The sequence below is a fragment of the Pseudomonas sp. PDM13 genome, assembly GCF_025685765.1.
GTDB classification, from domain to species: domain Bacteria; phylum Pseudomonadota; class Gammaproteobacteria; order Pseudomonadales; family Pseudomonadaceae; genus Metapseudomonas; species Metapseudomonas solani.
In genome coordinates this window covers 14015-27511 of the sequence record NZ_JAOTQU010000025.1, presented here as the reverse complement: position 1 = coordinate 27511, position 13497 = coordinate 14015, and the positions used below count along the sequence as shown (strand labels likewise).

At 67.5% G+C, this 13497-nt stretch carries 14 protein-coding genes; 13 read left to right on the top strand and 1 reads right to left on the bottom strand.

The features are described 5' to 3' along the window. Positions 1–103: 103 nt before the first annotated feature. The 13 genes from OEJ36_RS23315 (at position 104) to OEJ36_RS23255 (ending at position 12408) form a co-directional block, all read left to right on the top strand. On the top strand, positions 104–1126 hold the full coding sequence (locus OEJ36_RS23315) for an NAD(P)H-dependent glycerol-3-phosphate dehydrogenase (RefSeq protein WP_263403557.1): 1023 nt from the start codon (positions 104–106) through the stop codon (positions 1124–1126). A 30-nt stretch (positions 1127–1156) separates the two neighbouring features. Beyond that, entirely contained in the window at positions 1157–1504 is a 348-nt protein-coding gene (locus tag OEJ36_RS23310; RefSeq protein ID WP_263403556.1) for a DUF4389 domain-containing protein, read from the top strand. Next, positions 1501–1965 (top strand): phosphohistidine phosphatase SixA, encoded by a 465-nt coding sequence (sixA, locus tag OEJ36_RS23305; protein ID WP_263403555.1) that lies wholly within the window; start codon positions 1501–1503, stop codon positions 1963–1965. Before OEJ36_RS23310 ends, sixA begins: the two co-directional genes overlap by 4 nt. Positions 1966–1989: 24 nt before the next feature. Next, a complete protein-coding gene (locus OEJ36_RS23300) occupies positions 1990–2424 on the top strand; it encodes a hypothetical protein (protein ID WP_263403554.1) in 435 nt (144 codons plus the stop codon). A gap of 770 nt (positions 2425–3194) precedes the next feature. Beyond that, positions 3195–4862 carry an AMP-binding protein gene (locus OEJ36_RS23295; protein WP_263403553.1) on the top strand — a complete coding sequence of 556 codons (1668 nt, stop codon included), beginning with the start codon at positions 3195–3197 and terminating at the stop codon, positions 4860–4862. Positions 4863–4917: 55 nt separating this feature from the next. Beyond that, positions 4918–5361 (top strand): hotdog fold thioesterase, encoded by a 444-nt coding sequence (locus OEJ36_RS23290; protein ID WP_021220684.1) that lies wholly within the window; start codon positions 4918–4920, stop codon positions 5359–5361. A gap of 61 nt (positions 5362–5422) precedes the next feature. Continuing rightward, a complete protein-coding gene (locus OEJ36_RS23285; protein WP_263403552.1) occupies positions 5423–6232 on the top strand; it encodes an AraC family transcriptional regulator in 810 nt (269 codons plus the stop codon). Positions 6233–6341: 109 nt separating this feature from the next. Further along, a complete protein-coding gene (locus OEJ36_RS23280) occupies positions 6342–7163 on the top strand; it encodes an alpha/beta fold hydrolase (protein ID WP_263403551.1) in 822 nt (273 codons plus the stop codon). Next, positions 7160–8023, top strand: a complete 864-nt coding sequence (locus OEJ36_RS23275) for an alpha/beta fold hydrolase (protein WP_263403550.1) — start codon at positions 7160–7162, stop codon at positions 8021–8023. The genes OEJ36_RS23280 and OEJ36_RS23275 overlap by 4 nt, the downstream gene beginning before the upstream one ends. Before the next feature lie 50 nt (positions 8024–8073). Then, positions 8074–8736, top strand: a complete 663-nt coding sequence (locus tag OEJ36_RS23270) for a glutathione S-transferase family protein (RefSeq protein WP_043246303.1) — start codon at positions 8074–8076, stop codon at positions 8734–8736. 2 nt (positions 8737–8738) lie between these two features. Next, positions 8739–9563 carry a DUF4892 domain-containing protein gene (locus OEJ36_RS23265; RefSeq protein WP_411861045.1) on the top strand — a complete coding sequence of 275 codons (825 nt, stop codon included), beginning with the start codon at positions 8739–8741 and terminating at the stop codon, positions 9561–9563. Between the two features lie 75 nt (positions 9564–9638). Then, positions 9639–10712, top strand: coding sequence for an AI-2E family transporter (locus OEJ36_RS23260; RefSeq protein ID WP_263403548.1), 1074 nt, complete (start codon positions 9639–9641; stop codon positions 10710–10712). A gap of 163 nt (positions 10713–10875) precedes the next feature. After that, positions 10876–12408 carry a YdgA family protein gene (locus OEJ36_RS23255; RefSeq protein ID WP_263403547.1) on the top strand — a complete coding sequence of 511 codons (1533 nt, stop codon included), beginning with the start codon at positions 10876–10878 and terminating at the stop codon, positions 12406–12408. A 544-nt stretch (positions 12409–12952) separates the two neighbouring features. Here OEJ36_RS23255 and OEJ36_RS23250 read toward each other — a convergent pair. Beyond that, complete coding sequence (locus OEJ36_RS23250) at positions 12953–13495, bottom strand: molybdopterin-dependent oxidoreductase (protein ID WP_263403546.1); 543 nt, start codon at positions 13493–13495, stop codon at positions 12953–12955. Positions 13496–13497: the final 2 nt, after the last annotated feature.

Here is a 13497-nt window from a genome sequence, read left to right as displayed (position 1 = left end):
GACTTGACCAGTAGCAGATGGAGAGTTTGAGACTGGCTGGTCGCTCGGCCCTCCGTATAATGCGCGCAACCCGCCATCCCCGATGGCTCTACATGGACTGGTTATGACTCAACAGCAATCGATCGCGGTGCTGGGCGGCGGCAGCTTCGGCACCGCCATCGCCAACCTCCTGGGCGAGAACGGCAAGAGCGTGCAGCAGTGGATGCGCGACCCGGAGCAGGCCGAGGCGATCCGCGCCAACCGCGAGAACCCGCGCTACCTCAAGGGGGTGAAGATCCACCCCGGCGTCGAGCCCACCACCGACCTGGGCGCGGTGCTCGCCAGCTGCGAGCTGATATTCGTCGCCATCCCCTCCAGCGCGCTGCGCAAGGTGCTCGAACCGGTGGCCGGCCAGCTGAAGGGCCGCATGCTGGTCAGCCTGACCAAGGGCATCGAGGCGCAGAGCTTCCTGCTGATGAGCCAGATACTCGAAGACATCGCCCCCGAGGCGCGCATCGGCGTGCTGTCCGGCCCCAACCTGGCCCGCGAAGTGGCCGACCACGCGCTGACCGCCACCGTGGTTGCCAGTGAAGACGCCGAGCTGTGCCAGCAGGTGCAGGCCGCGCTGCACGGCAAGACCTTCCGCGTCTATGCCAGTGCCGACCGTTTCGGCGTCGAGCTGGGCGGTGCGCTGAAGAACGTCTATGCCATCATCGCCGGCATGGCCGCCGCGCTGGGCATGGGCGAGAACACCAAGAGCATGCTGATCACCCGCGCCCTGGCGGAAATGACCCGCTTCGCCGTCAAGCTCGGCGCCAACCCCATGACCTTCCTCGGCCTGGCCGGCGTTGGCGACCTGATCGTCACCTGCTCCTCGCCCAAGAGCCGCAACTACCAGGTCGGCCATGCCCTGGGCGAAGGCCTGAGCCTGGAAGACGCCGTGGCGCGCCTCGGCGAGGTGGCCGAGGGCGTCAACACCCTCAAGGTGCTCAAGGCCCGTGCCGAAGAGCTGCAGGTGTACATGCCGCTGGTCGCGGGCCTGCATGCCATTCTTTTCGAGGGGCGTACGCTGGCCCAGGTAATCGAAGCGCTGATGCGCGCCGAGCCCAAGACCGACGTCGACTTCATTCCCACCAGCGGCTTCTGAGCCCTGCCGATCAAGGACAAGGAGATTCCCATGAATGAAGAGCGCGAAGACCTGCAGCGCGAGTCCATCCTGTTGCGCGTGCTGTGGATGCTGATCTTCGTCGTCGTCTGGCAACTGGCCGAGATCGTCCTCGGCGTGGTGGTCCTGGCGCAGCTTGGCTACCGCGCCTTCTATGGCGCGCCCAATGGCGGCCTGATGGGCTTCGGCGACAGCCTCAGCCAGTACCTGATGCAGATCGGCCGCTTCGGCACCTTCAACACCGAAGAGAAGCCCTGGCCCTTCGCCGATTGGCCCGCACCGCGCGCGCCGGAAGGCGAGGCCGCCCATTCGGTGCCGCCGGCGCCGCACCCGGTACGAGACGAAGAGCCCAAGCTGTGAGGCTGTGGCTACTGCGCCACGGTGAGGCCGAACCCCGCGCCGCCACCGATGCCGAGCGCCCGCTGACCCGCAATGGCCGCCAGGAAGTGCTGCACGCCGCCGCACGCCTGGCCGGCCGGCCGCTGCAGCGGATCATCGCCAGCCCCTACCTGCGTGCCCAGCAGACCGCCGAACTGGTGCGCGAGGCGCTGGATTTCCAGGGCGCGATCATCACGCTGCCCTGGCTGACCCCCGAAAGCGACCCGCGCGAAGCCCTTGCGCAACTGGCCGAGCGGGAGGAGGGCGAGCTGTTGCTGGTGACCCACAACCCCTTCGTCGGTGAACTCGCCGGCCTGCTGCTCCACGGCCACCGCCAGCAACCGCTGCCCATGGGCACCGCCAGCCTCGCCGAGCTGGAGGGCGACATGGCCCTGGCGGGGCTGATGGAACTGTGCTCCCTGCACCACGCCCACCGGATCTGACCCCCGCCCTCAAGGACGACCCCCATGCTCAGACGCATCACCCTCCGCGCCCTGCTGGCGCTGGTACCCCTGTTCACCGGTTCCGCCGTGCAGGCGGCGGACCATCCCGACGCGTCCTTCTTCGTCGGCAACTACTGGATCGTCGGCCGCGACATCGACACCGGCAAGCCCTACACCGGCGAGCTGGACATCTACCAGGACGAGGGCGAACTGTCCCTGGCCTGGACCGTGGGCGAGGAAAGCTGGACCGGCAAGGCGCACTTCGAGGATTCCGAGCTGGTGGACGGCGCCTCGGGGCTGCGCATCGACTTCAAGCGCAACGGCCAGGAGTACCAGGGCACCATGCTCTGGCGCACCGACTGGGATAACTACGCGCGGGTCTCCGGCTATATCTACCGGCCCGGCCAGCAAACCGACAAACCCGGGCTGGAAGCCTGGTTCATCTCCCCCTCGAACTGATCGGCGCGCTTGCCGGCGGGATACGCCGGCTGCACCCATCGAACCCTCCGATGGGTGGGCTCCTGTAGGAGCGTTTTCAGTGGCTCTGCCTGCGTTAAGTACTGCTAGAGGATTTGAGCCCGGCTGATTGCCGAGTTCTGGTGACGCTTCTGGTTTCGCCCCCCCCCGGGCGAGTCCCTTTTTTCAGTCGCCAAAAAAGGAACCAAAAACGCTTGCCCCATCATCCGGCCCCGGCTTCGCCGGGGTGCCCTCACTCCATCGTCGCTATCGGGGGCCGGCGCGATGGGCCATCCATGGCCTGGCGCGCCTCTCGCGGCATCCATGCCGCTCGTCCCCCTGCGCAACGACTGCGTTCGGCCTCCTGGAGGGGCGTTGGCGGCTGCTCCAGCTTTCTTCGCTCGAATCCTCACATTTATGTACGCACCAGCCCAGCGTGCGCGTAGCGGCAGCTTTCGTAGGATGGCGTAGAGCGAAGCGAAACCCATGCAGTGGAGGTGGCAGAAACCCTTGGGCGTGCGGAACGCACCGTGCTTGAGAGCTTGCTTTGAAGCCGCAACAGCTAACGCGGAAATAGCCTTTTCAATCGCCAAGCGGCGCTCAGCGCCGCCGCCTTTTCCCATATTTCCCGCTGAAACCCCCGCCCCAGAGCCTCTCGGAAGCTGTGTCCGAGCCCGATACATTTCTTAACTTGCGCCGCTCCGTACTGCGTGGAATATTCGCCCAAGCAAGTGCTTGGTTGTCCCCAGAAAAACAAAAAAGGAGGAGGCCCTGTGGCTGATGCAGTCCGTTTGCCGCTTGAGATGTTTTTCGAGCGAGAAGCACGTCATCCCAACAAACGCTACCTGGTCCAACCGCTGTCCGGCGGCAGGGTCGAGGAGCTGACCTGGGGTGATGTCGGCGACCAGGCGCGACGCGCCGCCAGCTGGCTGAGAGGGCGCGACCTGCCGCCCGGCAGCCGCATCGCCATCATTTCCAAGAATTGCGCCCACTGGATAGTCGCGGACCTGGCGATCTGGATGGCCGGGCACATCTCCGTTCCCCTCTACCCGAACCTCACCGCCGAGTCGGTGAACCAGGTGCTGGCCCACTCGGAAACGGCGCTGGCCTTCATCGGCAAGCTGGACGACTGGCCCGCCATGGCCGGTGGCATTCCCGAAGGCGTGGCCACCATCGCCCTGCCGATCCACCCCGAAGGCGAGTTCAGCTACCACTGGAGCGAGCTGCAGGCGGAGTCGCCGATCCGCGACAACCCCAAGACCAGCGCCGATCAGCTGGCCACCATCATCTACACCTCCGGCACCACCGGTACGCCCAAGGGCGTGATGCAGACCTTCGGCAACTTCGCCTTCGCCGCCGGCCATGGCGTGCAACTGTTCAAGACCAGCGAAGAAGACCGCCTGCTGTCCTACCTGCCGCTGTGCCACGTGGCCGAGCGCATGTTCGTCGAGATGGCTTCCTTGTATGCCGGGCAGACGGTGTTCTTCGCCGAGAGCCTGGATACCTTCCTCGAAGACCTCAAGCGTGCGCGGCCCACGGCCATCTTCGGCGTGCCGCGCATCTGGACCAAGTTCCAGATGGGCGTCTACGCGAAGATGCCGGCGCAGAAGCTCGAACGCCTGCTCAAGCTGCCGATCATCGGCCGCATCGTTGGCCGCAAGGTGCTCGCCGGGCTTGGCCTGGATGCCGTGCGCGTGGCCCTGTGCGGTGCCGCGCCGGTGCCCGAGGCGCTGCTGCACTGGTACAAGCGCCTGGGCCTGGACGTGCTCGAGGTCTACGGCATGACCGAGAACTGCGGCTATTCCCACGTGTGCCGCCCCGGTGAGCAGATGACCGGCTGGATCGGCCGCAACAGCCCCGGCGTCGAAGTGCGCATCCATGACGATGGCGAAGTGCAGGTGCGCAGCGGCGCCACCATGCAGGGCTATTACAAGGATGCGGAGAAGACCGCCGAGACCATCACCCCCGACGGCTTCCTGCGTACCGGCGACAAGGGCGAACAGGACGCCGCCGGCAACCTGCGCCTCACCGGCCGCATCAAGGAAATCTTCAAGACCAGCAAGGGCAAGTACGTGGCCCCGGCGCCCATCGAGAACCGCCTGGCGGTGCACACCCGCATCGAGCAGGTGTGCGTGGTGGGCGATGGCCTGCCGCAACCGATGGCGCTGTGCGTGCTTTCCGACGTGGGTCGCCACGAAGCCGCCAACGGCACCCGCGCCGAACTGGAGGGCAGCCTGCGCGAATTGCTCGAGCAGGTGAACGAGGCGCTCGACAAGCACGAACGGCTGCTCGGCCTGGTGCTGGTGAAGGAGGTCTGGGCGGTCGACAACGGCTTCCTCACGCCTACCCTGAAGATCAAGCGCAGCGTGGTGGAAGGCACCTACGGCTCGCGCTTCCCCGAATGGATCGAGCGCCGCCAGGCGGTGCTCTGGCACGAGTGACCCCTGACCGCCGGGTGCCCTGGCCGCCCCGGCGGCAATCTTCCAAGGAGCCGACATGAGCCTGTGGCGCCAGACCCCTGATCTCGAAAAACTCAATGCCTCCCAGCAGGGCACCATCGGTGGCTTGCTGGACATCCGCTTCGAAGCCTTCGACGACGAATCCATCACCGCCAGCATGGTGGTCGACAGCCGCACCCATCAGCCCTATGGCCTGCTCCACGGCGGCGCCTCGGTGGTGCTGGCCGAGAGCCTCGGCTCCACCGCCAGCTTCCTCTGCATCGACACCAGCCGCTTCTACTGCGTGGGCCTGGAGGTCAACGCCAACCACCTGCGTGGCCTGCGCAGCGGCCGCGTCACCGCCGTCGCCCGCCCGGTGCACCTGGGCCGCACCACCCACGTCTGGGACATCCGCCTCAGCGGCGACGACGGCAAGCCCAGCTGCATCTCGCGCCTGACCATGGCCATCGTCCCCCTGGGCGAGCAGCCGCCGAAGGGGTGAGTGGGGGCCGGCTGCAATTTCATCCAAGCCGAGCACCCGTTCCGCACGGTAGAGTGGCGCCATGGAGCACACCAGCCACCTTCCCAGCCTGTTGCCCGGCGTCCGCCTGATCGACGCCGAGTACCACGACTTCGCCTTTCCCCGGCATTTCCACCTGGAATACCACGTGGGCCTGCTGCTGAGCGGGCAGCAGCGTTTCGTCAGTGGTGGCGAGCGCTGTCTGGCCGGGCGTGGCGATACCCTGCTGATGGCGCCGGAGCAGATCCACGACGGCGCCAGCCTGGGCGGAGAGGGCTACCGCATCCGCATCCTGGCCATCGAGCCGGACTGGCTGGACGCCGCCAGCCGCAGCCTCAGCGATGGCCGCCAAGGTGCGCCGCGCCTGACCAGCAGCACCTTGCGCGAGCCGGTGTTGCAGCGGCACCTGCAGGCGGTGCATGAGGGGTTCTTCGGGGGCTCGGCCCTGGCCCTGGAAAGCGCCCTGTGGCCGGCCCTGGCCTGCCTGCTGGGGCAGGGCTCGACACTGCGGGTGCGTGAGCCGGAGCGAGGGTTCGATGCACTGACCTGGCAACGCCTGCGCGAGTGGCTGGAGTCACGCCTGGAGTCACCGCCGTCCCTGGAAGAACTGGCGAGTTTCTGCGGCCTCAGCCCCTGGCAGGCGCTGCGGCGTTTCCGCCATCACTGCGGCCTGCCGCCCCAGCAGTGGCTGACCCAGTTGCGCCTGGAACGGGCCCTGCCGCTGGTGCTGCGCGGCACCCAGCCCCTGAGCCAGGTGGCGCTGCAGCTGGGCTTCTACGACCAGGCACACTTCTCCCGGCTGTTCCGCCGCACCTACGGCCTGCCGCCCGCTCGCCTGCGCGCCGGGCACTGACGCACCCCGGCGGTGGCAATAGCGCCATCATCACTGGCAGTTACGGTCATTGCCGGCATCGCCGGGCTGCCGGAAAATCCCCGGCAGTCCCCAAACAGCCGGCACTGCCATGTCCCAGACGATTTTCTTCGCCCATGCCAACGGCTTCCCGTCGGCCACTTACGCCAAGCTGTTCGCGGCGCTGGGCCCGGACTTCCGCATCCAGCACCTGGAGCAGCACGGCCATGACCCGCGTTTCCCGGTCAACGACAACTGGGAAAACCTGGTGGACGAGCTCATCCACCACCTCGAAGCCCATCTCGAAGCCCAGGGCGAGCCGGTGTTCGGCGTCGGCCATTCCCTCGGCGGCGTGCTGCATTACCACGCGGCCCTGCGCCGCCCGGACCTGTACCGCGGCGTGGCCATGCTCGACTCGCCGGTGCTGACCCTGGCCGACCGCATCGTCATTCGTGCGGCCAAGCGCTTCGGCTTCATCGACCGCATCACCCCGGCCGGGCGCACCCTGGGCCGGCGTGAGGAGTTCGCCGACCTCGACGAGGCGCGCCTGTACTTCTCCGGCAAGTCGCTGTTCCGCCGCTTCGACCCGGATTGCCTGGACGCCTACGTGCGCCACGGCTTCACCGAAACCGGCAGCGGCCTGCGGTTGAAGTTCGACCCCGCCACCGAGATCAGCATCTACCGCAGCGTGCCCCACAACAGCCCGGGCCGCCCGCAGCAGCTCGCGGTGCCCCTGGCGGTGGTGCGCGGGCGCCACAGCCGCGTGGTCATGCCCCACCATGCGCGCCTGGTGAAATGCGTGCCCAAGGGCGAGTACCTGTCCCTGCCCGGCGGCCACATGTTCCCCCTGGAGCGCCCGCAGGACACCGCCGAACTGCTGAAGAACCTCTTCAACCGCTGGCAGGGCCAGCGCACCGACCGGGAGCCCGCATGAGCGCGCACGTCGAGGAAATCCGCCTGAACCTGCCCCACGTCGAGCTGGCGGCACACATCTTCGGGCCCGAGGACGGCCAGCCGGTGCTGGCCCTGCACGGCTGGCTGGACAACGCCATGACCTACGCGCGCCTGGCGCCGAAGCTCCAGGGGCTGCGCATCGTCGCCCTGGATTTCGCCGGCCACGGCCATTCCGGGCACTACCCGCCGGGCTCCAGCTACCAGCTGTGGGAATACGCCGAGGACGTGCTGCTGGTGGCCGAGCAACTGGGCTGGGAGCGTTTTTCGCTGATGGGCCACTCCCTGGGCGCCATCGTCTCGGTGCTGGTGGCCGGCTCCCTGCCCGAGCGCATCGAGCGCCTGGCGCTGATCGACGGGTTGATCCCCTATACCGGCGAAGCCGACGGCGCGCCCAAGCGCCTGGGCGATGCGCTCAAGGCGCGGCTGGCGCTGCGCGATAAGCGCAAGCCGGTGTACGCCGATGTCGAGCGCGGCGTGGAAGCACGCATGAAGGGCGTGGTGGCGGTCAGCCGCGAGGCCGCCGAACTGCTCGCCGGGCGCGGCCTGATGCCGGTGCCGGGCGGCTACACCTGGCGCACAGACATGCGCCTGACCCTGCCTTCGCTGATGCGCCTGACCTTTGCCCACGCCACCGAGTTCGTCCGCGCGGTGCGCTGCCCCACGTCCCTGGTACTGGCGGAGGAGGGGCAGATCCGTGCCGAGCCGCGTATCGCCGAGCTGCTCCAGGGTCTAGGCTTCGAGGTGCATCACAAACCCGGTGGCCACCACCTGCACCTGAACGATGAAAGCGGTGCCCAGGCCGTAGCAGACTGTTTCAATAGCTTCTTCGCCTCGCCTTGACTTGATCGGGGCAACCGGGAAGGCTGGGCGCCTTCCCAAGGAGAGCCCGGATGATCGACCTCTACACCGCTGCCACGCCCAACGGGCACAAGGTCTCCATCGCCCTCGAAGAGCTGGGCCTGCCCTACAGGGCCCATGGCCTCTCGTTCGAGCGCAAGGAACAGAAGGCGCCATCCTTCCTCGAGATCAACCCCAACGGCCGCATCCCGGCCATCGTCGACCGCGATAACGGCGACTTCGCGGTGTTCGAATCCGGCGCCATCCTCGTCTACCTGGCCGAAAAGACCGGCCAACTGCTGCCCACCGATGCCAAGGGCCGCTCCGTGGCCATGCAATGGCTGATGTTCCAGATGGGCGGGGTCGGGCCGATGCAGGGCCAGGCCAACGTCTTCTACCGCTACTTCCCGGAAACCCTGCAACCGGCCATCGACCGCTACCAGCACGAGACCCGCCGCCTCTACGAGGTACTCGACTCGCGCCTGGCGCTGGTGGAGTACCTGGCGGGCGACTACGGCATCGCCGATATCGCCACCTTCCCCTGGGTGCGCCTGCATGATTGGGCCGGTGTGTCGGTGGAAGGGCTCACCCACCTGCAACGCTGGCTCGCAGCCATCGAAGCCCGCCCGGCGGTGCAGCGCGGCTTGCAGGTACCCAAGCGCCAGGAGTCCGCCGACACGGTGGTCAAGACCGGCCAGTCCATGTTGATTCGCTAAGGATGCGCATGCGCTCTCTCATCGTTACCGGCCTGCTGTTGGCCGCGTCCCTGCAGGTGGCTGCCGTCCACGCCGCCGACCTGCCCGACAGCCACGACCTCAGCGCCTTGCCGCGCTTCCCCCATGCCGAGATCGTCGACTTCAAGGAAGCCGCCGATCAGGAACGCATCTACCCCCAGGGCTCGATCCGGCGCATCAGCAACCAGCTGCGCTTCGAGCAGAAGATCGACGCCCAGGGCCGGCAGACCTCGGTCACCTATCTGTTGCCCAGCGGCCACAGCTCGGGCGAGGCCTTCGACGGCGCGCGCACCGCGCTGCTCGACAAGGGCGCGGTGCCGCTCTACTGGTGCCAGGGCCGTGATTGCGGCTCCAGCAGCCTGTGGGCCAACTCGGTGTTCGGCAACGCGCGCCTCTATGGCCCGGACGAACAGCAGGCCTACCTGCTGGTGCGCCTGGCCGAGCCGCAGCAGGACAGCCTGCTGGCGCTCTACGCCATCACCCGGGGCAACCGCCGCGCCTACCTGCATGCCGAGCAACTGGACGCAGCCGCGCCGCTGGGCGAAATCCTGCCCACACCCGCGACCCTGATGCGCGAGCTGAAGACCAGCGGCGAGCTGCACCTGACCGGCCTGCCGGCAGCGCCGACCCCCGCCTGGGCGACGCTGCTGGCGCGCAGCCTCAACCTCGACAGCACCCTGCGCGCCAGCCTCTCCGGCGAGGGCGCCGAAGCCTGGCGCCAGGCCCTGGTGGAGCAGGGCGTGCGCGCCGCGCGCCTGGAACTGGGGGATGCGGCCAACGACGGCCTGCACCTGGAGTGGCTGCGCTGAGGCACAGCGTCCATGCTTGCTTGACGTGGCGCCCGATGGCGCCACGTTTGCGTTTTTCCACGGAGTATTTTGTTCATGCTGAATAACGATCGCCTGTTGGTGCAGATACTCCTGCTCGCCTTGCTGGGGGCCTGTATCTGGGTGCTGGCGCCGTTCTGGTCGGCGCTGTTCTGGGCCGCCGTGCTGGCCTTCGCCAGCTGGCCGCTGATGCGCCTGCTCACCCGCGGGCTGGACGGGCGCGTGTCCCTGGCCGCCGCCGTGCTCACCGCCGGCTGGATGCTGCTGGTGGCGGTGCCCCTGGTGTGGGTGGGCTTCAACCTCGCCGACCACATCCGCGATGCCAACGAACTGGTGAAGAACGTTCAGGTGGAGGGCTTGCCGCAGCCGCCGGAGTGGCTGGCCGAGATGCCCCTGGTGGGCGAGCGCCTTGTGGCCTTGTGGCAGCGTGTGGACGCCCAGGGCGCGGCCTTCTTCACCAGCCTCAAGCCCTACATGGGCCAGGCCGGCAACTGGATCCTGGCGCGCAGCGCCCAGCTCGGTGGCGGCATGCTGGAGCTGGCCCTGAGCCTGGTGCTGGTGTTCTTCTTCTACCGCGACGGCCCGCGCATGGCGCTGTTCGCCGAGCGCGCCCTGGAACGCCTGATCGGCGACCGTGCACCGCACTACCTGGAGCTGGTGGCCGGCACCGTGCAGCGGGTGGTCAACGGCGTGATCGGCACCGCCGCCGCCCAGGGCCTGCTGGCGCTGATCGGCTTCTGGATCGCCGGTGTGCCGGGGGCGCTGGTGCTGGGCCTGGTCACTTTCGCCCTGAGCCTGATCCCCATGGGCCCGCCGCTGGTGTGGGTGCCCGCCACCGCCTGGCTGTTCTGGCATGGCGAGTACGGCTACGGCGTGTTCCTGGCGATCTGGGGCTTCTTCATCATCAGCGGCGTGGACAACGTGCTGAAGCCCTACCTCATCAGCCGGGGCGGCAACCTGCCGCTGGTGGTGGTGCTGCTCGGCGTGTTCGGCGGCATCCTCGCCTTCGGCTTCATGGGGCTGTTCCTCGGCCCGACCCTGCTGGCGGTGGCCTACAGCCTGATTTCCGACTGGATCGGCCGGCCCCTGCCCGAGGCGACCGGCAAGCCCCGGGAGCCGGACCCGAGCTAAACCACGACTGGCCAGCAGAACCGCAATCTGGGGGCTCTGCTGGCTTGGAAGCGCAGTGGCACGGTGATAGCCTTTTCGCCGCATTTTCCGCGCCGCTTTGCATCGGCTCCGCTTGCGGATGCAGGGAAGCAACAATTCACACGGATATTCCGCGAGTCGAACCATGAGCAAAACCGCAAAGATAGCCCTGGGCGCAGTCGTCGCCATCGCCGCCGTTTCCGGCGCCGGTGCCTGGTACACCGGCACCCAGCTGCCCGCTGTGCTGGACACCTCCATCAAGGAAGCCAACGCGCAACTGAAGCAGTCCGCGCCGGCCTTCGGCACCTCCGCCACCCTGGAACTGGTCTCCCTCGAGCAGGGCGTGTTCACCAGCACCGCGCATTACCGCCTGCACGTCGGTGGGGAAGGCGAGGGCGCGGAGCTGCTGTTCGTCGACAAGATCGAGCACGGCCCCTTCCCGCTGTCGCGCCTCAAGGCCTTCAAGCTGGCGCCGGTGATGGCTGCCAGCAACTACGCCCTGGAATCCAGCCCCAGCGTCGAGAAGTGGTTCGCCGCCAGCAAGGGCGCCGCGCCCCTGGTCGGAGACGTCAGCATCGGCTACGACCGCTCCATGAGCGGCAGCCTGACCCTGCTGCCCCTGGACATGCAGATGGAGGACGAGTCCCACCTGAGCTTCTCCGGCCTGAACCTGGAAGTGCGCAGCGATGCCGGCGGCAACCGCGTCGCCGCCATCGGCACCATGGACAGCCTCAAGGTCGACGCCGTTTCCGAGCAGGGCGAGCCGGTGCACGTGCTGTTCCAGGGCCTGTCCCTGGCCAGCGACCAGAGCCGCGCCGCCAGCGGCCTGTACGTGGGCAAGAGCGACTTCAGCCTGAAGACCGCCAAAGTCGCCATCGGCGAAAACCCGGCCGTGGTGCTCGCCGACCTGGCCCAGCGCCAGGACACCCGCGAAAACGGCAGCAACATCGAAGGCAGCCTGACCCTGGACGCCGGCAGCATCAGCTACGCCGACAAGCCCATCGGCAGCGCGCAGATGGTCTGGACCATGAAGAGCCTCGACTCGGTGGCGCTGAAGTCCCTGGCTGACTTCTACGGCGCGCTGTACCAGCAGGTCGGCCAGGTTGGCCAGGCCGGCGAGTCGACCCTCGAGGACCTGACCGAAGCCCAGCAGGAGCAGGCCAAGGCCGACCTCATCAAGCTGCTGGAAGGCAAGCCGCAGTTCGCCCTCGAGCGCCTGAGCCTGAAAACCGCCAATGGCGAGAGCCGATTCAGCCTGGCCATGCAACTGGCCAAGCCGGCGTCCTTCGACCTGCCGCCGGACCAGATCGCCCGCGAAGCCATCACCAGCCTCGACCTCGACCTGAGCCTGTCCAAGCCGATGATCAGCGACCTGGTCACCGTGCAGGCCGTGCTCCAGGGCCAGGACGACCAGGAAGCCATCGCCCAGCAGGCCTCCATGACCACCGAGATGGCCAGCGGCATGCTGCTGTCCACCCAGCTCGTGGCCCTGGAAGGCAACGACATCCGCGCCCGCCTGCACTACGCCGACGGCCAGGTGGACTTCAACGGCAAGAAGATGACGGTCGAGGAATTCGCCGGCCTGGTCATGGCCAGCGCCGGTGGCCTGGGCGGCGCCATGGGCGGCGAACAGCCGGCCTTCCCGGACGAAGAAACCCCGATGCCGATCGAGGAATAATCCTCCCTCGGTATTCCCAAGGGCCGGCCGCTACCAGGCGCCGGCCCTTTTTCATGGGCGGAATACCGCCTTGCGCTCCGTAGGGCGGGCCGGGCGTCGCTCCGCTTCAGCCCACCGCTCTTCTTGAGCTCCATCATCGTTTAAGGGGCACGCCTCGAAGGGCCATCCCTGGCCCATCGGGGCTCTCGCGACATCCATGTCGCTCAACCCTTGAAACGACGATTGCGCTCGGCCTCCTGAAAGGGGCGTTTGTCTTCTTCGCCTAGCGCATCACGACGTGACGCGCACGGGCTTTCGTAGGATGGATCAGGCGGCGTTCTGCGAGCGAAGCGAAGCCCATCATTGCGGTGATTGGCGTGCGCGGGCCTGCAGCGTTGCGTTGGGCCTCGCTACGCTCGGCGCCAACCTACGCCGATCCGCGGCACCATTCTTTCAAGCTTCAAGCTGCTTTCCTGCAGACAAAAAAAGACCGTCGAAGTCGACGGTCTGAAAGGGATGGAGGCCTTGCTGCGGGGTCGGGCCTCCACCGAGCCCTGGGGTTGAATTACTGCGGTACGGTTTTCAATTCGATGCTTTGCAGCCATTTCACGTGGCGCGGGCCGGCGTGGCGATCGCAGCCGGAGACCAGGGCAATGCGCCCGGATTCCGGTGGCAGCGCCTCACCGTGCTGGGCGTAGACCACCAGCACGCCGTCGCCGACCTGGGTGTTGAGCAGTTCGTTCCAGCTGAACAGCGCGATGTAGGCGTCGCTCGCATGGGCGATGACGTAGGCGCGCTTCCAGCCCTTGGGGTCGTCGCCGGCCAGCGCGGCCTTCTGCACCAGTTCGCGCAGCAGCACGCCGCGGTAGTCCTTGTACTCGGCGTTGGCCACATCGCCACCGCAGGCGGCAGCCACGGCCTGGTAGTCGTAGGAGGGCAGGCGCTTGAGGTCGTCGACCGTGAAGCGCAGCGGGTTCTGCACCTCGCCGGTCATTTCCAGGGTTTCGGTCACGTAGGTGCTGGGGTTGTCGGGGACGAATTCGGCGGCGTGCAGCGTCGGGCTCAACAGGGCCAGCAGGGCGATGCGCAGGTTAAGTCTCAGGTCCATGG